Genomic DNA, 26365 nt, shown 5'->3' on the forward strand with positions numbered 1-26365 from the left:
AATATCATAATAGATTAATCATGTCCTTTCGTTTTAAGCAGCTTTAAAGCGCGGTTTTTGTATATTTAGACCTATTAAAACTACTTACCCTTATGAATAAACGGTTATTTTTTATCACAGTATCCCTTTTTTGTTTTTCTAGCCAAGCCCAAAAAGAGACTGAAACCGATACTATTACACGAACCGCAACCATTATACATACGGCTAACGGTAACGAAGTATCTTTCACTCCAGAAACGCCCACTTTAAATCAAATTGCCGGCGCTCCAAAAGCATTTTACAGTCATTATTGGGAGTTTGGTGATGGTCATTATAGTACAGAAGAAAATCCAAAACATGTTTATAAGCACAAAGGCGACTACGATGTGAGATTATGGGCCACCAATAATTACGATACAGGTAAGCCCCCTACAACTAGACCGAAAAAAATTACCATAAGTAATGTGGATACCGAATATAAGGATACCGCCTCTATGGAAGAGGATTTTCTTTTAAAACGAAACAGAGAACCTGTTCCTGCCGAAGATATGGTCGTGATTATGAGTTATAAGAACAAGAAAAACTATGTTACTAACGGCAAGCTTTATCTGTTTTATAATGAACTGAAATACAAAGCCGATAATTTTGAATGGATTGAAACCAGAACCCATCATAATGAGAAAAAAATATTAACTGAAGCTCTTGCTTACACGCATGAAACAGATAATGAAAACACCTATTTAGCATCTTTAGAGAATACCTTATACAAAACAGCACAAGTTTTACAGGATTCTACCGAAAAAATGAATTTACCCCTAACGCTTCAGGAATCTAAAAGTTTTTATAAAAACTGGAGCCTTTTGGAATTTAGCAACATGCAACCTAACGAAGAACGAAATATTTTTGTAAGTTTAAAAACAACCCCAGAAATGCTTAAAGACACTAGTGCCATTATTTCTGTTAGAGGCATCTATGTTCCAGATGCCAGTTACGACAACCATAAGGTAAAAGATATGGAAATGGAAATTGTAACCTCACACGACCCCAATAAAATGTCTTCCAATGGCACTTTTATGAACTATAGGTTGGTACGCTTTAAAAACTTAAAATATAAAATCAAGTTTCAAAACAATGGCGAAGGGCCAGCAAATACCATCCGTCTAGAAACTGACATCCCAGATATGTTAGACAAATCCACTTTAAAAGTTCTGGATATGTATCCAAAATGCGACATATGCCCAAAACGAGAGGTCTTATACAGTTGTTTAGATACCACTTTTACCGATACCCAAGCTATATTCACATTTAAAAACATCTACTTACCTGGTAGCGAACAAAAAAATGTAAAAGAATACGATTCTACAAAAGGCTTTGTAAAGTATAGTATTAAATTCGCCAAAGATTTTCACAAACAGAAAACAAAAAGCAGAACAGCCATCATTTTTGATAAGAATGATCCCATTATCACAAACTACTCCACAACACGATTTTTACCAGGCATTTCAATAGGAGCAAAAACAGGATATAATGCATTTTCAAATTTAAAAAATTCTGAAAGTTACTTTTTTGGAGCAACCCTATCCCCCTACAAATCGTATCGTTGGTACTGGCAAGTAGAGTTCATGAATAATTTCCATAACTACGATTCAGAAATGAAGATTCAAGAACGTCTTATTGAAGATAGCCCACAAGGCTTACGTTTGTTAGAACGCACGACCACCAACGCCTCTTACGAGAACATGGATTGGGACATTCCTGTTTTAATACGCTATAATGTAAACAATTATATAGGGCTGGGCGCTGGCTTACAAAACACCTTCTCTCTATCGGAAAAACAAGATCAATCTGTATTAATAGAGCTGTTTGAAGGAGACAAACCAGATGTTCCTGTTTTTGATTCAGAAACAAGTAACATAAAAACAAGCGATTCTTTTACAAATTTAAGAACAGGCTTATTGTTTGAAGCAACAGCAGGTTTTGCTAGAATCGGACCAAGTTTAGGGGCACGTTATATCCTTAACTTTGAAAATGATTTTAACTACTGGCAATTTTATGCCATTTGGAAATTTTAAGCTTAAAGCGTTTTGGGTTCATTATGGGTATGTATAAAGTATATGTTTTATTCTTCTTCATAAGCACGATGGGTTTTGCTCAAACTCTGGAAGAGTCGATATATGTGGCCACAGAAACCTTTATTTCTAACAAAAGTGAAACGGCCTACCAGACCTTAAAGAAACACATGCGTTTTTTTAAAAATCAAGTAAAAACTAAAGATGAGCAACTGGCCTTAGTTTTTTCTCAATGCCATCAAGGATTTTACCTGAGTGAAAATTCTAGATTATATGAAGCTACCTTAACATATGAAGATGCTTTAAAACGATTTCAAGACCACCAGCTTTCAAGCTTATCAGATTTTGATATTATTGAAAACTGCTTAAAGCCTCTAGGCAACCTTTACATACAAACTGGAGATTACACGAATGCCGAGAGCATTATAAAACAATATACTTTTTTAGCAAAGCAACATAAAAACACACATCACCAAGTTAGCGGAGCCATTAACTTGGCGAAGCTATATCAAACCATTGGAAATCATGAAACCGTTTTAAAGCTTATTAGCAACGCTTTTCGAATTTCCAAAATTTCTCATAAACAAAAAGAGCATTTACATCATATCAAGTCAACAAGTTTAATCGCTTTAAACCAGTATGACGAACGTGCTGCCTCAAATCGTTTAGAAAAACCTTCAACCTTCCAAAAAGAAAGAAACAACTATGCCATTGCATTAAAAAATGGCAATTATAACGACGCACTAAAAGCTTTTAATGCGGCAAAGGTTTTTCTAAACGATGAGAACCTTAACACTCGAGAACAGGCAAAACTTCACTTTCAAGAAGCCCAATTACAACATCTTTTAAACCTTCCAGACCAAGCTTTAGAAACATTGCAACGCGCCATAAAAACTTTAATACCCGAGTTTAATACCAATAGCCTTCCAAACCAAGCCCATTTATACGCAGAAAACACTTTTATAGACATTTTTGATCTATACGCCGTCCTTCAAAAAAACCCTGAACAGGCTTTAAAAAGTTATGATCTTAGTTTTCATGTATCTGAATTGTTACAAGATAATTGGACCTCTCAAGAAGCAAAAATTATTAATGAAACCAATAACCGTATTAGAAGTGAAAAATGCATAAGCCTCCTTTTTGACTGGTATCAACAAACAAAAGATAAGGCTGCTTTATCTAAAGCACTACACTATTCCGAAAACAGCAAGGCATCTACTTTAAAAGCTATTTTCCAAAAAAAAATGCGTCTGCGCAAGTTTCCTACAGATTCTTTGTTAATACAAGAATTAGAGCTTTTAAAAGCCCAAGAACGCATTACAAGTTTACTTATAAAAGAACAATTAAGCGCTAATCGAGCTTCGAAAATTAATGATTTAAGCAGGCAACTTAGTGGGATTAGTTTAGAAATAAAAGCAATAAAGCCTGCGATTTCAAAAAAACACGCTGATAGTAAAAATCCATTCCCCCTAAAAGCATTACAAGAACAGTTACTAAAAGACAATGCCGTTTTAATGGAATATTTTTATGGTGAAACAGCTATTTATCAATTTATAGTTTCCGGCACAAAAATTTTTTTAAATAAGATTGATTTGAATAGTACTAGTAAAAACAAAATCCTCGAGTATATCCATCTTTTTGATGAAGCTTCTATAATAAATAACGATATCGATCTTTTTACCCATAAAGCATTCGATCTCTATAAATTCTTAAACTTTGATGCTGTTTCATCACATAAAAACGTAATGCTTATCCCTGACGGACTATTGAATTTCATACCATTTGAGACGCTTTTAAATTCTAAAAAAAAAACCACATCGTTTTCCAACATGCCATTTGTGGTTAAAACCCAGAATATCGCGTATAATGCCAGTACCTTCTTTTATTTAGCAAAAAACAAAACCACTCCAGCCCCTAAACTGCTAGGTGTTTTTCCTGTTTTCGAAAACACTAAGAAACAGCTCACCTATTCTGTAAATGAGGCACAGGCCGTTATAGATGAAACACAGGCCACTTTGCTTATGAATAACGAAGCCAGTAAAGCAAACTTTATCCAAAACGCGCCTCAATATGGTGTTTTACATCTGTCTACGCACGCGAGTAGCGGCAATCTTACAAAACCTGCAAATATTGATTTTTATGATGAAACCTTATATTTAAATGAGCTATATAGTTTAAATTTAAATGCGGATTTGGTAGTGCTTAGCGCCTGCGAAACAGGCATAGGAAAGCTCTATAAAGGCGAAGGCCCTATGAGCATTGCACGTGGTTTTCAATATTCTGGAGCCAAGAATTTATTGTTTTCATTGTGGCAAATAAATGATCTTTCAACCTCACAAATCATGCACGCCTTTTATTCGAGCTATAACAAAACACACTCCGCATATAACTCTAATCGGCAATCGAAATTAGATTATTTGCAAAATGAAGATATTAGCAATGTTAAAAAATCACCCTATTATTGGGGCGCCTTTGTGTATTATGGTGATATAACAAAACCCAACGATTCCATACCCTTACTTTATATATTAATAGGCATAATTTTGATTCTTATTGCCGTATTTTTACTTCTGAAATTGAAAAAATCCCATGGAAAAATCATTGCAGGAATTTCTAATTAAAAAAGGATATTCCAAAATCAAACTAAAATTCACGAAAACAAATCATTTTGAAATGAAAGCCAAGATTAACGGTATTAAAGGCCGTTTTATTCTAGATACGGGTGCCTCTAGCTCTTGTGTAGGCTTTGAGGCTATCGAAGCTTTCAATCTAAAAGTTAAAGACTCTGAAATTATGGCCGCAGGTGCAGGTGCCAGCAACATGGAAACCAAATTATCTAAAAAAAACAGAATAAAAATCGGCACATGGCAGCATGATAAAATAGTTTTGATTTTATTCAACCTCACACATGTTAACACGGCACTTATCAATCATAATTCCACTCCAGTAGATGGCATAATTGGTGCCGATGTTTTAAAGAAAGGGAAGGCAATTATTGATTATGAAAAAAAATATTTATACTTAAAAGCAATTTATTAAACTGATATACTTATATTTGGATTGCTATTAATAGTTTAAGGGAAATTACAGAAATGCTCTGATCCGAAATTACGGTTTAGAGCATTTTTTTTACTTTCAAAAAACGTCAAAGCGCATAGTTCTATGCCTTTATGTTTCTCAAGGGCCTTCCTACTTTATTGTGTTCTTAGCTAAATGCACGTTTACCCCTTCAACATAATAATCTCTAAATCTTTAATCTGATAGATTTTTAAACTTCAGCACCCTGCTTTTAAATATAAAAGAATTCATAATGTGCTTAAATATTGGATTGGCAAACGTAATACTACCTCATGTTATCTTAACATCATGCCATGAGCACTTAAATTAAAGACATTCTCCCCTAAGTTTTAGCCATAAAAAAAGGGACTCCATAACTGAAATCCCTTATATATCATTTAAAAAACGTATTAAAGCTCCAGTGCTTTTTTAACATCATTATCCATCAACAACTCTGTTGGATTTTCTAACGCCTCTTTAATTGCGACTAGAAAACCAACACTCTCCTTTCCATCAATAAGTCTATGATCATATGATAAAGCCACAAACATAATAGGACGTATTTCTACCTTACCCTGTACAGCTACAGGACGTTCTACTATATTATGCATTCCTAATATTGCACTCTGTGGGGGGTTTATGATGGGCGTAGACAACATACTTCCAAATACACCACCATTAGTAATGGTAAAGGTACCTCCTGTCATCTCATCTACAGTAATTTGACCATCTCTTGCGCGTAAAGCTAAACGTTTTACCTCAGACTCTACGCCTCTAAAACTTAAGTTTTCAGCATTCCTGATTACAGGTACCATTAAGCCTTTTGGGCCAGAAACAGCTATACTGATATCACAAAAATCATAAGTAATCATTTCCTTCTCATCAATCATAGAATTTACAGAAGGATACATTTTAAGAGCTCTAACAACTGCCAAGGTAAAGAAGCTCATAAAGCCTAAGCCTACACCATGTTTACTTTTAAAGGTCTCTTTATACTCGTTTCGCAGCGCAAAAATAGGCGACATATCAACTTCGTTAAAAGTCGTTAACATAGCCGTTGTATTTTTAACCTCTACCAAGCGTTCTGCAACCTTACGGCGCAACATGGACATTTTGCTTCTTGAAGTTCCTCTGCTACCACCTGTAGGGGTTCCCATAGAAGGTACTGCCTGTACAGCATCATCTTTCGTTACACGACCATCTTTTCCAGTTCCAGAAACCGACTTGGCATCCATACCTTTTTCTGCTAAAATCTTTTTAGCCGCAGGACTAGCTGTTCCTGTAGCATAAGTTTTAGGTTCTGGTGTTTTTGATGCTTCTGTATGAGTTGATGTTTCTGTTTTAGGCGTTTCTTTTTCTTCCTTCTTTGCTTCCTTTTGGGTATCGCCTTCAGGCTTTTTAGCACCCGTATCAATAAGGCAAACAACAGCGCCTACAGCCACTGCATCACCTTCCTCTGCTTTAAGCGTAATAATTCCACTTTCCTCCGCTGGAAGCTCAAGGGTTGCTTTATCACTATCCACCTCTGCTATCGCTTGGTCTTTTTCAACATAATCTCCGTCCGCTACTAGCCAAGTAGCGATTTCAACTTCTTTTATAGACTCTCCTGGCGAAGGTACTTTCATTTCTAAAATCATTCTTTATAATTTTAATTGTATATGACTTATTTTTTTTCTTTTGATATTATGCATTACCAAAAATAGCATCAATAACACGACGCTGTCTGCGTTTATCCCTTGCATTGGAACCTGGTGCTGGCACAGAGTTATAGGGTCTGGAATACACTTCTAGTTTCACAAAATCCATGCGTTCAGAAATATGGCTCCATGCCCCCATATTTTTAGGTTCTTCCTGGGCCCAAATATAAGTTTCTGCATTCGTATATTTTGCAATCACTTTCTTTATTTTTTCTTCATGCAACGGAAACAATTGTTCTATACGTACAAGAGCAATGGTCTTGTTCTCCAAAAGCTCACGTTCTGCTAATAAATCATAATAAAATTTACCAGTACAGAACAGCACTTTTTTAACATCTTTAGGATCCAACGTATCGTCTATCACTTCTTGAAACTCTCCTTCTACAAGCGCACTTAAAGACGACACCGCTTTCGGGTGGCGCAATAAACTTTTAGGAGTTAAAACAACTAAAGGCTTTCTAAAATCACGTTTCAGTTGTCGACGTAACAAGTGGAAAAAGTTAGCAGGAGTTGTACAATCTGCTACAATCATATTGTCAAGGCCACACAATTGTAAATATCTTTCCATTCGTGCGGAAGAGTGTTCCGAACCTTGACCTTCATATCCATGTGGCAATAACACCACTATTCCATTTTGAGATTTCCATTTATCTTCTGCCGCCGATAAATATTGGTCAAATATTATTTGGGCGCCATTACTAAAATCACCAAATTGTGCTTCCCAAATGGTTAATGTATTTGGGTTTGCCATGGCATAACCATAATCAAAACCAAGCACCCCATATTCGGATAGCGGGGAATTATAAATATACATTTCTCCTTTATTTTCAGGATTGGTATTCAATAAATTGATACGCTCCTCTGAAATTTCATCTCGTAAAATAGCGTGACGATGGCTAAAAGTTCCACGTTCTACGTCTTGCCCAGAAATACGAACATCAAAACCTTCTTCCATTAAACTTCCATAAGCCAAGGTTTCGGCCATTCCCCAATCTAATTCATCCGATTCAAAAACCATTGCAGCCCTGCCTTGCAGTATCCGCTCAGCTTTACGCAAAAACTTAACTCCCTCTGGTACCGTGGACACAATTCTCGCTATGTTTTCTAGATTTTTTTTAGGATATGTGGTGTTCTCTGTTTCCAACATGGCCTCTACACCTCTGCGGGTAAAACCTACCCAGCGCTCCTGCATAAACTCTCTTACCTTAGAAGAACTTTCTCCTTTAGACTTTTCATAATGAGATTCTAAAGTCGATTTAAACTCTTTTACAATAGCCTCAGAATAAGCTTGATCAATAACATTTTCAGCAATCAATTTTTTAGAATAGATTTCAAAAGGATTGCTGTGTTTTGCTATTTCTTTATATAATTTAGGTTGGGTAAAACGAGGCTCATCACCTTCATTGTGCCCATATTTACGATACCCTAACAAATCGATATAAACATCTTTTTTATATCGCATTCTATAAGCCAAAGCCAATTCTACCGCATGTACTACTGCCTCAGCATCATCTGCATTTACGTGCAACACAGGAGACAATGTAACTTTTGCTATATCAGTACAATAAGTACTGGAACGTGCATCTAAATAATTGGTTGTAAAACCTATTTGATTATTTACAACAATATGAACCGTCCCTCCTGTTTTATAGCCATTTAATTGACTCATTTGCGCAATTTCATAAACAATGCCCTGCCCAGCAATGGCAGCATCTCCATGAACAAGGATAGGAATAATTTTAGATGAATCACCTTTATAATCCGTATCAATTTTTGCTCGGGTAATACCTTCTGCAACCGCCGCCACAGTTTCTAAATGTGATGGGTTAGGTACTAAATTCATGATAATACTTTTCCCGTTTTGAAAAGTTTTATCCAAAGTTAAACCTAAATGGTACTTTACGTCACCGTCAATATATTCATCTTCAAAATCTTTACCATCAAACTCATTAAAAAGTTCGTATGCTGGTTTTCTAAAAATATTAACCAAGGTGCTTAAGCGACCACGATGCGCCATACCCAACACACATTCTTTCACGCCATATCTTTCCACAGACATGTACAGCATGTTACTTAATGCTGGAATTAAAGACTCTCCTCCTTCCAAAGAAAACCGTTTTTGCCCCACATACTTGGTTTGCAAAAAATTCTCAAAAGTAACGGCATGGTTTAATTTTGAAAGGATATATTTTTTTGTGTCATTGCTAAATTTAGGTTGATTATCGTAGACATTCAACTGGTCTTGCCACCAAGCAATCACCTCAGGATTACGCAAATACATATACTCCATACCAATAGAACTACAATAAATTAGCTCTAAATGATGGATGATTTTACGCAATGACTGCGCTCCGCCCAGACCCAAAATTTCACCGGCATTAAAAACGGTATCTAAATCGTCTTTTGAAAGCCCGAAATTCTCTATGGCCAAAGTTGGGGCATAGGTTCGTCGATCTCTAACAGGATTTGTTTTGGTGAATAAGTGACCACGCATACGATAGCCATCAATAAGCTTAACCACTTGAAATTCCTTTTGCAAAAGCTCAGGAATTTGAGGCGAAACCCCCTCCACTATTTCATGATTTGGCTCATAATTCTCCGAACCAAAATCATAGCCTTGAAAAAAGGCCCTCCAGCTTGGCTCTACAGCATCTGGGTTTTGTAAATATTGATCGTACAAATCAGCAAAATAAGCTGTGTGTGCGGCGTTTAAAAAGGAAAATTTATCCATTATTATTTTTAATATCGTTTCTAAAATTCAGAAATTCTTCAAAAATACAACTTTTAACAAAAAAAGATGTTTCTTTTAATATATTTATAGGGTATATAAAGCAGATTCACTAAATAATTATTATTCGCGTTAATTTGTTAGTGAATTATATGTTTTAGATTTATAAATTATATAATAGCTAATTTAAATCATTTTTTATCATTAAAAAAGTAATAGTGCCCCTTACTATAAAAGAAAAAACTATGCAAACTCGTAAAAAATTACTGATTATCTTTTTACTACTATCGTCTTTAACCTTTTCACAAATGAAAAACAGTAATCTATTTTGGGAAGACGTTCATTTTGGCGGCGGCATTGGGTTAAGTTTTGGGGACGGTTTTTTTAGTGGCACTTTAGCCCCTAGCGCCATTTACGAATTCAACCACCAGTTCGGTTTAGGCATCGGACTTAACGCTACATTTAACAGTTTAAAAAACACTTATAAATCTACTATTTTAGGCGGAAGTATTATAGGGCTTTACAACCCAATAACAGACCTACAACTTTCTGCAGAACTTGAAAACGTTAATGTAAGTCGCGTTTACAATACTCCGCTAAACCTTAAGAACGACCATTACTGGTCTCCCGCGCTGCTTATTGGCGCTGGCTATCGAAATGGCCCTGTTACCATGGGTATTAGGTACGATATTCTTTATGATGCGTCTAAAAGTATTTATGCCGACCCTTGGTCTCCTTTTGTAAGATTTTACTTTTAGAAAATAAAATAAGTGCGTCGTGCAAAATATTTTCAACCTTAAATATGATTTTCATCATATTTAAGGTTAATGCTAGATGATAACTTTACATTTTTAAATCTTTTAACATGAAGTTGTCACTAAATTTTCTAACCATAATACTAATATCACTACTCGTTGGCTGCGGTGGTAAAGAAGAGAAAAAAAAGGCAAGTTTTTCATATGAAAACAAAGCACCAACAGAAAAAAAAGTATCCCAAACTGAAAAAATACTTGCTTCTGAAAAAGTAGACCTAACCAATAAGGGGGTGGGACCAATAAAGAATCTAACATTAGACGCCGAAATAGACAAAGCCCTTGCTAGACAAGGTAAAGCGGTGTTTAAAAACATGTGCGCCTCATGCCATAGACTAGATAAAAAATTTATAGGCCCTGCACCAACAGGCATATTAAATCGTCGCACTCCGGAATGGATCATGAATATGATTTTAGTTCCTGAACAAATGGTGAAAGAAGATCCATTAGCAAAGGAGCTGCTATTAGAATACAACGGCTCTCCAATGATAAACCAAAACATATCTGAAGAAGATGCTAGAGCAATTTTAGAGTATTACAGAACTTTAAAATAAGCCACCTGTTTTACAATGGAATCATATTTGAAACTGTAGTAGCAAATGAAACAGTAAATCTTGTATTATAATAGTGTTTATGCTCTAAAATGAAACACCAGCCTAAACATCTATTAAAAATAGGATTTTAAGAATACTGATGTCTAAACCAGACTTTTTGCCACTCTCGTTTTAGAATCAGCAAGGTAACATCTTCCGATAGTTTAAGAATATCCTCACCGTTTAATGCCTTTACTTGACTTTCAGAAACATCAATAATATACAGTAAGTTGAGATACTCGGTAAATTTCTCTTGAATGAGCTTATAAACGGTTTCATGCAGCAATAGTTTTAAGCTCGTAGGCAAAACATCTTCATGAAAATCCAAATCGATATTTGCCAAAAGAAAATCTTTATTCAATTGAGAGATTAACTTTTTATACAAATTCAGTCGATATGCCTCCTGGATCAAATCCTCAAAAGTAGCTGCTACATTCATGTTTATTTTCCCGATTAAAATAAGTTTTTATATATTCAGTTCAAAACGTGCTTTCTATAAAGTAGCAACATTTATTAAAAGCAGGCTACACGTCCCTATTCATCAACGCACTTCCAAATGCTTTTAAAAGCCGCTTCTTATCCTCAGGGATATTCAATCCTTCTAATGTTACAAAAGCTTTTTGAGTATAAGCTTGAATGGCTTTTTTGGTAGCCTCATCAGCACCTGAAGCTACAAACAACTGCTTAACGGTTTCCACTTTCTGCTCGGTTTCTGTTGGATTGGACAAAAACAAGTCTGTTAGCCTCTTTTTTTCAGAAGCATTTAAAACCTCCAAAGCTTTTAAATATAGATAGGTTTTCTTGTTTTCAATAATATCCCCTCCAACTTGCTTTCCAAAAGTTTCAGGATTCCCAAAAGCATCTAAATAATCATCTTGTAATTGAAAAGCAATGCCCAAGTATCTTCCAAATTCATAAATATCATTCTGATCGGACTCCGTAGCATGGGCTACAATGGCCCCCATTTTCATGGCTGCAGCGACTAAAACGGCTGTTTTATATTCAATCATTTTTAAATATTCTGGAATTGACACATCGGATCTCGTTTCAAAATCGACATCATACTGTTGTCCCTCACAAACCTCTAAAGCTGTTTTACTAAAAAGTTTTGCTAAAGCTTGAAAGATAGTCGCATCATAGTTCTCAAATAATTGATAAGCTATAATAAGCATGGCATCTCCAGAAAGGATAGCCGTATTGGTATCCCATCTCTCATGCACGGTTTGTTTCCCACGACGCAAAGGCGCATCGTCCATAATATCATCATGCACTAAAGAAAAGTTATGGAATACCTCAATGCTTAACGCAGCATCCAAGGCTTTTCTATAATCCTTACCAAAAATGTCTGCAGTCATTAATGTTAAAACAGGTCGCAACCGCTTCCCTCCTAATCTCAATATATAAGCAATAGGCTCATATAGGTTTTCAGGCTCTTTCGTTATCGAATAGTTCTCTAGATAATCAATAAACGCCTTTTGATATTTTTCTATTTCAAGCATGACGCAAAAATAAATTAATTAAACACATTAAAATAGTACAAGCTTAAATTAAATCCTTAAAAAAATATAAACTACGGAAACTTATTTTGTTTTTAAAGTTTCCGTAGTTTATATTTGCGCCCTATTATGAGAGAAAAGATTTTAATTGGTGCCACAGATTTATTTTTAAGCTATGGTTTTAAAAGTGTAACCATGGATGATATCGCTAATACTTTAGCCGTATCTAAAAAAACAATTTACCAACATTTTGAGAATAAAACCCGATTAGTAGAAGCCACAACCGAACATTTGTTCCATGGCATTTCCCATGGCATCGAACAAATTTGCGCTTCCGGAAAAAACCCCATCGAAGAAATTTTTAGCATTAAACATTTTGTGGCTGTATACCTAAAAAATGAAAAAGCGTCGCCCCAGTACCAATTGCAAAAGTATTATCCAAAGATTTTTAAGAAATTAAAAACCCAACAGTTTTGTGTCATGCAAACATGTGTATCCGACAATTTAAATAGAGGCATTGCTTTAGGGCTATATAGAGACACCATACATGTTGATTTTATTTCGAGAATCTATTACAACACTTTCCAGCTTATTAAAGACAAGGACTTATTCCCTGAAGATAAATTCTCTATGAAAATGCTCTTAAACAATTATATTGAATACCATTTACGTGGTATTTGCACAGCTAAAGGACTAGAAACGCTTCATAATTATATAAACTCCAATCCGTCGTAAATGAAAAAAAAACTTATTATATACCTTAGTTTAATACTCTCGTGCACTTTATCTGCCCAAGAAACACCCCAAAGTTTCTCCTTGCAAGAAGCCATAGAGTATGCTTTAAAACACAACCGATCCTCTATAAATGCTTCTCGCGATATCGCAGCGGCCAAAAAACAAAAATGGGAAACTACAGCCTCTGGTTTACCGCAAATAAATGCTAATGTAGATTACCAGAACTTTTTAAAACAACAAGTATCCTTACTTCCTGCCGAATTTTTTGGCGGAAATCCGGGTGAGTTTGCAGAGGTGGCTTTTGGTACGAAACAAAGTATAAATGCGACTGCCACATTAAGTCAGAAAATATTTGATGGATCCTATATTGTAGGACTTCAATCGGCAAAAGTATATTTGAATATTTCTAAAAATCTTAAAACAAAAACCGATTTAGAAGTAAGAAAATCGGTTATAGACGCTTATGGCAATGTACTCCTTGCCGAAGAAAGCATTGAGATTTTAAACAAGAACATTAAGGTGCTTCAAAACAACCTAAATGAAGTTACAAAAATTTATGAAAACGGACTGGGTGAAGAAGAAAGCGTTGAACAATTACAAATCACCTTATCTGGCGTTGAAAGCAGTCTTAATAAAACATTACGCTTAAAAAAACTAGCGTATCAGATGCTGAATATCACACTCGGATTGGACATAAACAACAAAACAGAGCTTACCGATGATTTAGAAATTCTAACCGCTCAAAACATGTCTTTAGAAATATTAAATACGGACGACAATATAAAAAACACCATAGACTATAAAATTGCCGAAAACGATAAGATTTCTAAAGCATTACTTTTAAAACTAGAAAAGAGCAAAGGCCTTCCTACCTTAAATGCCTTTTTAAATGGTGGCTATGTGGCTTACAATGAATCGTTCAATTTTACAAGCAAAGACCAGCAGTGGTTTGGTTCGTCCTTATTCGGCGTAAGCTTAAATATCCCTATTTTTAGTTCTTTAGCAAGAAGCGCTGCCACAGCTAGAGCAGCAATAAATCTCGATAAAGCAGAAACAGATTTAATCCAAAAGGAGCAGGAATTAAAACTCCAAATTGCATCTGCCAAAAGCGACTACCAATTTGCTATTGAAGAGTATAGCAATAAAAAACAAAACCTAAGCCTTGCCGAGCGCATCGAGAAAAAAAACCAAACCAAGCTTTACGAAGGTCTGGCTTCAAGTTTTGAATTAAGACAAGCTCAAACACAACTTTATACCGCACAACAAGAATTTCTGCAGGCCATGTTAAATGTTATTAATAACAAAGCAACCTTAGAAACGATTACAAATACCACCCATTTAAACGAATAATTACTATGAAAAAAATAACAACCATAATCTGTATTGCTTTGGTTCTTTCTTCATGTGGCCATAAAGAAAAGTCTGTAAAAGATTTAATCGCTAACGGCTCGCTATTAGAATTACGAGCGAAGAAAAAAGAACTAAGCCAAGAGCAGTCTGAGATAAAAAATGAATTATCTGCTCTTGAAAATAGAATTAACGCATTAGACAATACCAAGCACAAAACGCTTGTTACTACTATAAAACTTAGTGATACTGTTTTTAGACACTTTACAGAAGTACAGGGCGACGTAGGAACGGATCAAAACATCATTATCTATCCGCAGTTCTCTGGCACTTTAACACAGGTTTACGTAAAAGAAGGCCAAGACGTTACTAAAGGCCAACTGCTTGCTAAGATTGATGATGGCGGACTCTCTAGCCAATTGGCACAAGTAAGAGTTCAAGCAGAGTTGGCTAAAACCACTTTCGAGCGTCAATCGCGATTATGGGATCAAAATATTGGTAGCGAAATTCAATACTTACAAGCTAAAACCAATTATGAAGCATCAAAGAGTTCTTTTGATCAATTAGAAAAACAATTTGAAAAAACCAATATTCGCGCCCCATTTACAGGCACAATAGACCAAATTATAACAGATCAAGGAAGTTTAGTAAACCCAGGGCAAAGTCCGCTAATGCGAATTGTAAACACTAGCGATATGTATGTAAAAGCAGATGTTCCAGAAAATTATTTGGGTAAAGTTACCGAAGGTTCTGAGGTGGTAGTCGATTTTATTTCATTAGGAAAAACATATACTGGCAAAATACGTCAAGTATCCAATTTTATCAATCCAGACAACAGAAGCTTTAGCATTCAAGTAGCGCTTCCCAATAAAGACAACATTCTTAAGCCCAACTTAATAGCTACAATTAAATTGAACGATTATATTTCTGAAAAAACAATCGTGATCCCTAGCAGTATTGTTCAAAAGAATAGCAAAAACGAATCTTTGGTTTTCATCTACACTCCAGAAACAGATTCCACAGGTACGGTAAAACAAACCGTTATAAAAACAGGAAAAGAACAAGATGGACACATTGAAGTTTCTGAAGGCATAAAATCTGGCGATATTATTATTCTTGAAGGCGCCAGAACCTTACGTGACGGCCAAGAAGTAAGTATAAAAAACGCAAACAATGAGCAGTAAAAACACCTATAAAGATTTTAAAATCTCGACTTGGGCCATAGATAACAGGATGACGGTTTACGTTATTATCCTAATTCTATTGGTTGGCGGTGCTATGGCATATGTTAATATGCCTAGAGAGTCGTTTCCCGAGATTATTGAAACCAAGATTTATGTTAGCACTTTAAATCCAGGAAACTCTGCTGAAGATATTGAGAAATTCATCACAGAACCTCTTGAAGAAGAGTTCAAGAACATTAGTGACGTTAGAGAAATTACTTCACAAACACTTCAAGATTATTCTACAATTTTGGTTGAGTTTGAAGAAGATATTCCGGTTGCAGAAGCCAAACAACGGGTAAAGGATAAAATTGACCAAGTAAAAGCAGACGCCACATGGCCTACATTAAGTAACGGATCTAAAGCTGAACCGAATGCATTCGACCTGAATATTTCTGAAGAATTTCCTATTCTCAATATTAATATGACAGGCAATTACACCACAGACCAATTAAAGGACTATGCAGAACACTTGCAAGATAAGATAGAGTTGCTTTCTGAAATTAAAGAAGCTACCATTCGCGGTGTAGACGATAAGGAAGTAGAAGTTGCCGTTGATATTTATAAAATGTCTGCTGCCATGGTTAGTTTTGATGATGTTATCAATGCTATCAGTTATGAAAACAAGACCATTTCTGGAGGTAATATTATCAATAACGACTTTCAGAAAAACATAAGGATTATAGGTGAAATTGAAACGCCTTCAGAGTTGGGGAATATCATCGTTAAAAAAGATGGTGGCAATGTCTATTTAAAAGATATTTCACAAATCAGCTTCAAAGAACAAGATGCGACAACCTATGCGAGGGAGTCTGGCGAACCTGTTTTGATGTTAGATGTTAAGAAGCGGTCTGGCAGAAACATGATTGAAGCTGTAGAGCAAATAAAAGAGATTATAGAAAAAGAAAAAGCCAACTATTATCCTGAAGGACTAGAAATTACGACTTCTAACGACCAATCGATAAAGACCCAAAATCAGGTTAACGACCTAGTAAACAACATTATTTTCGGAGTGATTTTGGTTGTGGGCGTGCTTATGTTCTTTCTTGGCTTTAGAAACGCGCTGTTTGTGGGGTTTGCCATACCACTTTCGATGTTAATGGCGCTTATCATATTAAATGCCATGGGCTTCACCATGAATACCATGATTCTATTTGGTTTAGTAATGGGGCTGGGCATGCTGGTAGATAATGGTATTGTGGTGGTTGAAAATGTATATTCTTTAATGTCGCAAGGAGTGCCCAGACTAAAAGCTGCAAAACAAGGGATGGGAGAAATTGCCTGGCCTATTATTGCGTCTACCGCAACAACACTAGCCGCATTTTTCCCTTTAGGCTTATGGCCAGGAACAGTTGGTAAGTTTATGGTTTACTTCCCCATAACACTGTCTGTAGTATTGAGCTCATCTTTATTTGTCGCATTATTGATCAACTCTATGCTTACGGCCCACTTTATGAAAACCGAGGAAGAGCCTTTTACAAAACGTAAGTTGGTGCGCTGGAGCTTAATAATGTTTTTTGTTGGTATTATGCTTTTAGCCGGTGGCCTTCTTATGGACTCTGGCACCTTGGTGGGCTTTGGAAACCTAGCCCTCCTTACAGCCATTATGTTATGGGTTTACAAATATATTTTAAGGGGCGCTATAGATTATTTTCAATATAAATCTTTAAAACAACTGGAAAACCTTTATGAAGCTACCTTAAAATGGTCTATTAAAGGTAAAATGGCCTATGTGGCATTGGCCGGAACACTTTTCCTATTAATTCTATCGTTTATATTAACAGGACTCGTACAGCCCAAGGTGTTGTTTTTTCCTGAAAATGAACCCAATCAAATTATTACCTATATAGAATATCCTGAAGGTACGGCCATTGAGAAAACAAATGCACTGACTAAAAAAATTGAACAACGCATCTACCATACCATAAAAAAATATGAAGATGCCAATGGTTACAATTTCATGGTGGAATCGGCTGTTTCTCAAGTTGGCAAGGGCTCTGGAAATCCACAAACCGATGGCGGCAACCAAAGCGATATGCCCCATAGAGCGAAAATAACGCTTTCCATGCGTGATTTTCAGTTGCGAAGAAATATAAAAAGCAGTTCGGTTTTAGAGGAAGTGAGACATGCTGTTAGGGGCTTCCCTGGCGCTTCAGTGGTTGTTGAAAAAGATGCAGCAGGCCCACCCACAGGCTATCCTGTTAACATCGAAATTATTGGTGAGGATTACGACCAAATGTTAGTAGAGTCCCAAAAGCTAAGAACCCATATCGAAGGGCTTGGCCTTTCTGGTATTGAAGAACTTAAGGTAGATGTTAATAAGTCAAAACCTGAATTAAACCTACGTATCGATCGCCAAAAGGCTGGTCAATTGGGGGTTTCTACATCACAGATTGGAAACACCATTAGACGTTCTATTTTTGGTCAAGAAGTCTCAACCTATAAAGACGGGGAAGATGATTATCCCATTATGGTGCGCTTTAACAGTACAAACAGGTATGATGAAAGCACTATTTTAAATCAACCCATTACGTTTAGAAACAACCAAGGCCAACTGGTTCAAATCCCTATTGCGCCTTTAGTAGAAAAAACGAATATAGAGGCTTTCAACGTTATAAAGCGTAAAAACCTAAAACGCGTTATCACCCTGTACTCCAATGTTATAGGCGGCTACAACCCTACTGAAATTGTTAACGAATTGAAACAAGATTTAGCAAATTATGATACCCCATCAGGTATTAGTTTTAAATTTACTGGCGAGCAGGAAAAACAAGCAGAAAACCAAGCGTTTTTATTGAAAGCATTGCTATTTGCACTTGGAGGCATTCTGTTAATTTTAGTTGCACAATTTAATTCTATTTCAAAACCTATCATCATTCTTAGTGCTGTTATATTAAGTTTGGGCGGAGTATTTCTAGGTCTGGTTGTTTTTCAAATGGACTTTGTGGTGATCATGACCATGATGGGCATCATTTCATTAGCAGGAATTGTTGTAAACAACGCCATCGTTCTTATCGACTATACTCAAATTCTTATCGATCGAAAAAAACAAGAATTAAATGTGAGTAGCGAACAGTATCTTACAAAAGCACTGTATTATGAACTTATTATAGCTGGTGGAAAATCGCGTTTACGGCCTGTACTTTTAACGGCTATAACTACAGTTTTAGGATTAATTCCGCTTGCAATCGGTTTTAACATTGACTTCTTTGGATTGTTTACCAAATTCAGTCCAAATATTTATATTGGTGGTGATAACGTTATTTTTTGGGGGCCTTTGGCCTGGACGGTTATTTTTGGATTAATTTTCGCAACCTTCTTAACTTTAATAGTGGTACCTGCCATGTTTTACCTTACCAATCGTGCTAAAATAAGATTTGCAAAAGAGGTGAAATTACCTTTAGGCAAATAATCGATATTAAAGCTTAATTTCTCTTTGAAAACCTTAAACTTGATCTTAATCAAATTTGAGGTTTTCAATTTTTAATAAATAACCCGCATTATTTCACTTTTAAACAGATAACTCATTAAATTTGCATTCTTAAACACTTAAAACAGCTTTTATAAAGCTGTTCTTTTTTAAATTAAACGTATGTACAGAAGTCACAATTGCGGCGAATTAACTGCTGCAAACATCAATACAGAAGTAACCCTTGCAGGTTGGGTTCAAAAATCGAGAGATAAAGGGTTTATTGTTTGGGTAGATTTGCGCGACCGTTATGGCATTACGCAACTGGTATTTGATGAAGAGCGAACTTCCAAAACATTAATTGAGCAGGCTCAAAATTTGGGGCGTGAGTTTGTGATCCAAGTAAAAGGGCAGGTGATTGAGCGTGCATCAAAAAACCCAAATATCCCTACTGGAGATATAGAAATACTGGTTTCAGAATTGACTATTTTAAACGAATCGATTCTCCCGCCTTTTACCATCGAAGACAAAACAGATGGTGGCGAAGATATTAGAATGAAATACCGCTATTTAGATATTCGTAGAAATCCTGTAAAAAACAAACTTATTTTCAGGCACAAAGTCACACAAGAAGTAAGGAACTACCTTTCAAAAGAAGGATTTATAGAAGTAGAAACACCTTATTTAATAAAGTCAACACCAGAAGGCGCTCGCGATTTCGTGGTACCAAGCCGCATGAACGCAGGTCAATTTTACGCACTGCCTCAATCTCCACAAACTTTTAAGCAATTGTTGATGGTGGGCGGTATGGATAAGTACTTCCAAATTGTAAAATGTTTTAGAGATGAAGATCTACGTGCAGACAGACAGCCGGAATTCACACAAATAGATTGTGAAATGGCCTTTATTGATCAAGAAGATATTTTAAATGCATTTGAAGGCTTAACGCGCCACTTATTAAAAGAAGTGAACGGTGTTGAAATAGAGAAATTTCCAAGAATGCTGTATGATGATGCCATGCGATTGTACGGAAATGACAAACCAGACATCCGTTTTGGAATGCAGTTTGGAGAGTTAAATGCCGTGGCGCAGCATAAAGATTTTAGCGTTTTTAATAATGCAGAGTTGGTGGTTGGCATAGCCGTTCCTGGAGGGAATAGCTATACCAGAAAAGAAATTGACAAGTTAATAGATTGGGTAAAGCGCCCACAAGTAGGCGCTTTAGGCATGGTATATTCGCGATGCAATGAAGATGGCACGTACAAATCTTCTGTAGATAAATTTTACGATCAAGAGGATTTAACAAAATGGGCAGAGGCCACTGGTGCAAAACCTGGTGATTTAATTTGTGTTCTTTCTGGAGACCAAAATAAAGTTCGTGCCCAATTGAGTGCTTTACGTATGGAGCTTGCAGAGCGTTTAGGGTTAAGAGACCCTAAAAAATTCGCCCCACTTTGGGTTATGGATTTCCCACTTTTAGAATGGGATGAAGACACCAAGCGCTACCACGCCATGCACCACCCCTTTACCTCACCAAAACCAGGGCAATTAGAATTGTTGAAAACCAATCCTGGCGAAGTAAAAGCCAATGCTTATGATTTAGTGTTAAACGGAAACGAAATTGGCGGCGGCTCTATTAGAATACACGATAAAGCAACCCAATCGCTCATGTTCGATTATTTAGGGTTTACACCTGAAGAAGCCAAAGCACAATTCGGGTTTTTAATGGAGGCATTCCAATATGGCGCACCACCACATGGTGGACTAGCCTTCGGGTTAGACCGATTGGTTGCTATTTTAGGCGGACAAGAAACCATTAGAGATTTTATTGCTTTTCCTAAAAACAACGCTGGACGTGATGTGATGATTGATGCTCCTGCGCCGATTAACGATGAACAATTAACAGAATTAAATTTAAAACTTAATTTAAAACCATAACAAAAAATCCTGCATGAGCAGGATTTTTTGTTAGCTTTAACCATGCCAAAACATACTATTTTTAAGCAGATTTTAATCTGGAGAGCAAAATACATCTCCCATAGGCAGTTTGTTTATATACTAAGTATCATCATTGGTTTTACCTCGGGTGTTGGGGCAGTAGTCTTGAAAAACCTCACGCACTTTATCCAACATGCACTAGAAGGAAAATTAATAAAAGATTACCATCATGCGTTTTACTTTTTGTTTCCTATTTTGGGCCTTACCCTTGTGTATGTAAGCATCAAATATATTATAAGAAATAAAGTAAGCCATGGGATTCCCTCTACATTATATGCTATTTCAAAACGAAAAGGTGTAATGAAACGGTACCAAATGTTTGGCTCCATTTTAACAGCGCCACTCACGGTTGGCTTTGGAGGCTCTGTTGGTTTAGAAGGTCCTACCGTAGCAACTGGCGCTGCTATAGGGTCTAATATTTCGAGAATGTTTCATATGAACCAGACCACTCGAAATCTGCTAATTGGTTGTGCTGCTGCCGGCGCTATGAGTTCTATTTTTAAAGCCCCTATTGCGGCCATTATCTTTGCTATTGAAGTGTTTAGTTTAGACCTAACCATCGCCTCTATGCTCCCACTTCTACTAGCATCATTATCCGCTATTTTAACCTCTTATTTTTTCTTCGGAAACGATATTCTTTTACCCTTTCAAATTGAAGACAAGTTTGTTATTACCGACGCCCCCTTTTATATGATTTTGGGGGTATTTGCTGCCTTAACCTCTATTTACTTCACACGGGTTTATGATAGTATCCAAAGCTTCTTTGACAAAATAGCGTCTCCAGTTAAAAAACTGATTATTGGCGCTGTGGGCTTAGGCATTCTCATTTATTTTATTCCCCCACTTTACGGAGAGGGCTTCGATGTTATCAATAACCTTATCGCCGGTAACCCCGAAAAAGCACTGCAGAATAATTTCTTGCATATGGATACGACCAATATTTGGATAGTGGTATTGCTTTTAGCAGGCTTAGTGTTTTTTAAAATTATAGCTAGTGCTTTAACCTTCGGGGCTGGAGGAGTGGGTGGTATTTTTGCTCCAACGCTTTTTATGGGAAGCATTATGGGAAATTGCATTGCCAAAATCATCAACAATTGTGGACTTTTTAAAACAGCAATTTCCGAAAGTAATTTCACATTAGTGGGTATGGCTGGTGTTTTAGCTGGTGTTTTACACGCGCCCCTAACTGCTATTTTCTTAATCGCAGAACTTACAGGAGGGTACGAGCTTTTTATACCTTTAATGCTTACCGCCACTATTTCATTTGGTATCACAAAATATTTCAGTCCGCATTCCGTCTACAATATGGAGCTTGGTAGAAAAGGCGAACTCATTACCCACGATAAAGACCACGCTGTCCTTACCCTCATGAATATTAATAAGGTTATCGAAACCAACTTTATAAGCATCCACCCAAAAATGACCTTAGGGGAGATGGTACAACAGGCCGTTATAAAATCAAATCGAAACATCTTTCCTGTTGTCCATAAAAAAGACCATACGCTACGGGGCGTTATTCTATTAGATGATTTAAGGCCGATTATGTTTGATCAATCTTTATACGATGATATGACGGCGACAGACATCATGCAACCAGCGCCAGAAATTATAGACCTAGATAATGATAAGATGACCGATATTATGAAAAAATTCCAGGATAGTAGCGCTTGGAATCTACCGGTAACCAAAGATGGTGTGTATTACGGTTTCATTTCAAAATCTAAACTATTAACGGCTTACAGGCGCCAACTGATTACCTTACAAGGAAAATAAAATCTCGATATCTGGACGGCATTTTACATTAAAGATACCTATCAGGCATAATAAGACTGTGCATTTCTTACCCCCTTTTTTTGGCTTTACGGCAATAATCTATTCAGGAAGCATTGCTAATTTTGTTATATTCGCTAAAAAAAGCTTGATGATAAGCCATGATTTAAATCCATTTTTTTAAACCCTTTAAAATGAGTCCTACTTTATAGCATATTTTTTAATAAACATATGTCCTTTAAATTCAAAAGTTTACTGTCCAAGTTCTTAGTTTGGAAATTAAAATATATTTCTGAGCGTCAATTTGTTTATTTCCTTAGCATTTTAGTTGGGATTTTAGCAGGTATGGGAACTGTTGTGCTTAAAAACCTGACCCATTTTATTAGAACGCTCTTTGAATTAGATTTTTTTAGGGACTACCAAAATTCCCTATATTTTATTTTCCCGATTATCGGATTGCTTTTAGTTTATATCATCAAGCAAACTTGGTTAAAAAAACATATAGGTCACGGTATTTCAACAACCTTGCACGCCATTTCAAAGCTAAATGGCATTATTCCAAAGTACAACATCTATGCGGCTTTAATTACCGCTCCGCTCACAGCTGGATTTGGTGGGTCTGTTGGTTTACAAGGTCCCGCTGTAAGTGTGGGCTCTGCTTTAGGATCCAACTTGGCTCTACTCTTTCGTATGAGCCCTAAAACGCGTATGCTTTTAATTGGCTGTGCTTCTGCTGGCGCCATGGCATCTATGTTTAAAGCCCCTATTGCTGCTATTATATTTGCAGTAGAAATTTTTAGTTTAGACATTGCCTTCGCATCCTTAGTGCCTTTATTATTAGCCTCTATCTCGGCAGTATTAACGTCTTACATGTTTTTAGGCACAGATGTCTTGCTGCATTTTGAATTGACAGATGAGTTTAAAATGAACCATATTGCCTTTTATATTCTTTTAGGATTGGCAACCGCTTTGGCTTCTGTATATTTTTCAAAAGTTTACTTCACAATCACCAACTTTTTTAAACAGTTTAAAAGTCGTGCATTGCGCTTATTGATTGGTGGCTTGGCTATCGGTACGATGCTCTTTTTTATACCACCACTTTATGGAGAGGGCTATGGCATTACCAATAACCTTCTTAAAGGCGACCATTTAGCAGCAATAGGTGTTACGCCACTACATATAGACCTCACGAATATATGGATTGTAATCGGCTTGTTATTAGGTATTTCTGTATTTAAGGCCATTGCGATGACGATTACTTTTGGTGCAGGTGGCGTTGGCGGTATATTTATTCCCACGCTGGTTATGGGTAGTGCATTAGGCAATGCCTGCGCAAAAGTTATTAATAATTTAGGTTTTGATTTTAATGTATCTGAATCTAATTTTACATTAGTGGGCATGACAGGCCTTATGGCCGGTGTGCTCCATGCCCCATTAACCGCTATTTTCTTAATTGCTGAAATTACAGGAGGTTATGAGCTTTTTGTACCACTGATGATTGTAGCCGCCATCTCATTTAGCATTACAAAATATTATGTTTCCCACTCTATTTACACCCTTCGGCTTGCCGAACGTGGCGAGCTGATGACGCATGATAAAGATAAAAACGTACTTATGGTTTTAGATATCGATACCGTTATCGAAACCAATTTCATAATATTAAAACCTGAAATGAAACTCGGAGAGATCCTTAAAAATGCAGTTGCAAAGTCTTCTCGGAATCATTTTCCTGTGGTAAACGACTATCATGAATTTTTAGGCGTTGTACGTTTAGATGACATTAGGCACATGATGTTCGATGCAGACTTATACAATACCGTGGATGCTTCAAGCCTCATGCAAACCGATTCTGGAATAATTGATTATCACGCAGACTCCATGAACAGTATTATGGATAAGTTTAAAGCCAGTGGCGTATGGAATTTACCCGTAATAAAAGACGGCAAATACTATGGTTATATTTCAAAATCCAAATTACTTACTGCATACAGACAACAATTGATTAAATTTACCTAATGTTTATAAAAAACTGTTTCAGATAACGCAAAAACCATCATGAAATACCTCATCTTATTATTGACTATCGCTGCATTTACAAGTATTATTTTAGGATTTACTATAGATGTGATATACGCTCAAAAACTTATAGGTTTTGGTGTTATAGGATTGTTTATCGTGGTGTTTCCATTATTTTCTTATTACCGTTGGAAAGATAAAAACCCAAAAGATTATATGCTTACTAAAGAAAATTTAGATAAAATGCGGGACAGTCAAAAAGAAAACAAATATTAAAATTCTAGAATGAATTTAAGTTAACTCTTAATTTAAATTCCTTTTTTCAATAAAAAACCGTTTCAAAAGAGCCGAAGCTTCCGCTTCTAAAATACCGCCTTTAATAGTCGTTTTAGGATGCAATGTTGTTTTTAAGTTTATACAACCACGCTCCACATCTCGAGCGCCGTAAATAATATTAGAAATCTGACTCCAATACAGCGCTCCTGCACACATTTGACAAGGCTCTAGTGTTACATATAAGCTACATTTTTGAAGATACTTACCTCCTATAAAATTAGCTGCTGCAGTAATGGCTTGCATTTCCGCATGTGCAGTAACATCGTTTAACGTTTCGGTTAAATTATGTCCTCGTGCAATTATTCTATTATCAATCACAATTACGGCCCCCACAGGAATCTCACCCTTTTCAAAAGCAGCTTCGGCTTCTTGAAGGGCACGTTTCATAAAATAGGTGTCGTCAAAAGGTTGTATCATATAAAGAAGCTTTATGTTTAAAATCAAAAATACGATTTCAAATTTAAGTAATGATTTTTATAACGCTTTTAACCTTAAACAAAAAAAGGTGCTCAACACTAAGCAGAACACCTTTTGTTATTTTATATATAAACAGTTTAGCCTTTAATATAAGTCGTTACATATGTAGACGTATGAGTTCCCCCTCCCTCTTCTTCTATATCTATATATTTAATAATAAGCTTCTTAGATGTTAATTCCAGAATTTCTCCTGAATCACCATCTGAATTCAAGTTTGTTCCATTCACACTATAAGGCCTTGGATTACTCTCATAAACATCTTCACAATTATCACCAAAATACTCCTTATAAACATATGTGGTTTCGCTAAATATAATTTCTTCAGGGCAATCACCGTCTTCTACATACTCTATACCGTCCTCAAAATCTGATATCAGGATCCATTTACCAATTAAATTGGATGCAGAATAACTAGGGTCGTCGTCACTACTACAAGACAATACGAAACCCATAGCACATAATAATAGTAATAATTTTTTCATAATAAATTTGGTTTTAATAGTTAAGGCTCAAATATAAAATGAAGTGATTTAAACTTTTTTAAAAAAAAATGAGAAGGGTTGTGGATATTTGTGTTGCGAAACATAAATAACTAAATCACAACCCTATATGTACTCAGTACT

Annotated in this window: 19 protein-coding genes; 13 read left to right on the forward strand and 6 right to left on the reverse strand. The window is 36.1% G+C overall.

Annotation, left to right across the window (positions count from 1 at the left end; genetic code table 11):
* Positions 1-92: 92 nt before the first annotated feature.
* The 3 genes from ACFFU9_RS04305 to ACFFU9_RS04315 are packed head-to-tail and all read left to right on the forward strand — an operon-like array spanning position 93 to position 5087.
* Positions 93-2051, forward strand: coding sequence for a PKD domain-containing protein (locus ACFFU9_RS04305; RefSeq protein ID WP_379860146.1), 1959 nt, complete (start codon positions 93-95; stop codon positions 2049-2051).
* 23 nt (positions 2052-2074) lie between these two features.
* Positions 2075-4669 carry a CHAT domain-containing protein gene (locus tag ACFFU9_RS04310; RefSeq protein ID WP_379860147.1) on the forward strand — a complete coding sequence of 865 codons (2595 nt, stop codon included), beginning with the start codon at positions 2075-2077 and terminating at the stop codon, positions 4667-4669.
* Positions 4638-5087, forward strand: a complete 450-nt coding sequence (locus ACFFU9_RS04315; RefSeq protein ID WP_379860148.1) for a retropepsin-like aspartic protease family protein — start codon at positions 4638-4640, stop codon at positions 5085-5087. Before ACFFU9_RS04310 ends, ACFFU9_RS04315 begins: the two co-directional genes overlap by 32 nt.
* A 428-nt stretch (positions 5088-5515) precedes the next feature.
* Here the strand turns inward: ACFFU9_RS04315 and odhB are convergent, their stop codons facing one another.
* Entirely contained in the window at positions 5516-6742 is a 1227-nt protein-coding gene (odhB, locus tag ACFFU9_RS04320; RefSeq protein ID WP_379860149.1) for a 2-oxoglutarate dehydrogenase complex dihydrolipoyllysine-residue succinyltransferase, read from the reverse strand.
* A 46-nt stretch (positions 6743-6788) separates the two neighbouring features.
* Positions 6789-9533, reverse strand: a complete 2745-nt coding sequence (locus ACFFU9_RS04325; RefSeq protein WP_379860150.1) for a 2-oxoglutarate dehydrogenase E1 component — start codon at positions 9531-9533, stop codon at positions 6789-6791.
* A 242-nt stretch (positions 9534-9775) separates the two neighbouring features.
* On the opposite strand from ACFFU9_RS04325, the gene ACFFU9_RS04330 reads away from it, so the two are divergent.
* Both ACFFU9_RS04330 and ACFFU9_RS04335 read left to right on the forward strand, forming a co-directional pair.
* Positions 9776-10288, forward strand: coding sequence for an alpha-ketoglutarate decarboxylase (locus ACFFU9_RS04330; RefSeq protein WP_379860151.1), 513 nt, complete (start codon positions 9776-9778; stop codon positions 10286-10288).
* Between the two features lie 107 nt (positions 10289-10395).
* Positions 10396-10896 carry a c-type cytochrome gene (locus tag ACFFU9_RS04335; protein ID WP_379860152.1) on the forward strand — a complete coding sequence of 167 codons (501 nt, stop codon included), beginning with the start codon at positions 10396-10398 and terminating at the stop codon, positions 10894-10896.
* Between the two features lie 127 nt (positions 10897-11023).
* Here the strand turns inward: ACFFU9_RS04335 and ACFFU9_RS04340 are convergent, their stop codons facing one another.
* Positions 11024-11374, reverse strand: a complete 351-nt coding sequence (locus ACFFU9_RS04340; protein ID WP_379860153.1) for a hypothetical protein — start codon at positions 11372-11374, stop codon at positions 11024-11026.
* 85 nt (positions 11375-11459) lie between these two features.
* Entirely contained in the window at positions 11460-12434 is a 975-nt protein-coding gene (locus ACFFU9_RS04345) for a polyprenyl synthetase family protein (RefSeq protein WP_379860154.1), read from the reverse strand.
* A 126-nt stretch (positions 12435-12560) separates the two neighbouring features.
* Between ACFFU9_RS04345 and ACFFU9_RS04350 the strand changes: the two genes are divergently transcribed.
* The 8 genes from ACFFU9_RS04350 to ACFFU9_RS04385 all read left to right on the forward strand — a co-directional run bounded on the left by ACFFU9_RS04350 (position 12561) and on the right by ACFFU9_RS04385 (position 25205).
* Entirely contained in the window at positions 12561-13166 is a 606-nt protein-coding gene (locus ACFFU9_RS04350; RefSeq protein WP_379860155.1) for a TetR/AcrR family transcriptional regulator, read from the forward strand.
* The gene (locus ACFFU9_RS04355) at positions 13167-14516 is read left to right on the forward strand and encodes a TolC family protein (RefSeq protein ID WP_379860156.1); all 1350 of its coding nucleotides are present in this window, start codon (positions 13167-13169) and stop codon (positions 14514-14516) included.
* Positions 14517-14521: 5 nt separating this feature from the next.
* The gene (locus ACFFU9_RS04360) at positions 14522-15697 is read left to right on the forward strand and encodes an efflux RND transporter periplasmic adaptor subunit (protein ID WP_379860157.1); all 1176 of its coding nucleotides are present in this window, start codon (positions 14522-14524) and stop codon (positions 15695-15697) included.
* Positions 15687-19148, forward strand: a complete 3462-nt coding sequence (locus ACFFU9_RS04365; RefSeq protein WP_379860158.1) for an efflux RND transporter permease subunit — start codon at positions 15687-15689, stop codon at positions 19146-19148. Before ACFFU9_RS04360 ends, ACFFU9_RS04365 begins: the two co-directional genes overlap by 11 nt.
* A 180-nt stretch (positions 19149-19328) precedes the next feature.
* Positions 19329-21083 (forward strand): aspartate--tRNA ligase, encoded by a 1755-nt coding sequence (gene aspS / locus ACFFU9_RS04370; protein WP_379860159.1) that lies wholly within the window; start codon positions 19329-19331, stop codon positions 21081-21083.
* 42 nt (positions 21084-21125) lie between these two features.
* Positions 21126-22916: a chloride channel protein gene (locus tag ACFFU9_RS04375; RefSeq protein WP_379860160.1), complete on the forward strand. Its 1791-nt coding sequence runs from the start codon at positions 21126-21128 to the stop codon at positions 22914-22916.
* Positions 22917-23144: 228 nt separating this feature from the next.
* A complete protein-coding gene (locus ACFFU9_RS04380; protein WP_379860161.1) occupies positions 23145-24929 on the forward strand; it encodes a chloride channel protein in 1785 nt (594 codons plus the stop codon).
* A 39-nt stretch (positions 24930-24968) separates the two neighbouring features.
* Entirely contained in the window at positions 24969-25205 is a 237-nt protein-coding gene (locus tag ACFFU9_RS04385) for a hypothetical protein (RefSeq protein WP_379860162.1), read from the forward strand.
* Positions 25206-25232: 27 nt separating this feature from the next.
* Here ACFFU9_RS04385 and ACFFU9_RS04390 read toward each other — a convergent pair whose 3' ends face one another.
* Together ACFFU9_RS04390 and ACFFU9_RS04395 are read right to left on the reverse strand one after the other, a co-directional pair.
* The gene (locus ACFFU9_RS04390) at positions 25233-25682 is read right to left on the reverse strand and encodes a nucleoside deaminase (protein WP_379860163.1); all 450 of its coding nucleotides are present in this window, start codon (positions 25680-25682) and stop codon (positions 25233-25235) included.
* 137 nt (positions 25683-25819) lie between these two features.
* Positions 25820-26224: a hypothetical protein gene (locus ACFFU9_RS04395; protein WP_379860164.1), complete on the reverse strand. Its 405-nt coding sequence runs from the start codon at positions 26222-26224 to the stop codon at positions 25820-25822.
* Between the last annotated feature and the right edge of the window lie 141 nt (positions 26225-26365).

Origin of the sequence: Mariniflexile ostreae, from assembly GCF_042427585.1 — a bacterium.
Lineage (GTDB): Bacteria > Bacteroidota > Bacteroidia > Flavobacteriales > Flavobacteriaceae > Pseudalgibacter > Pseudalgibacter ostreae.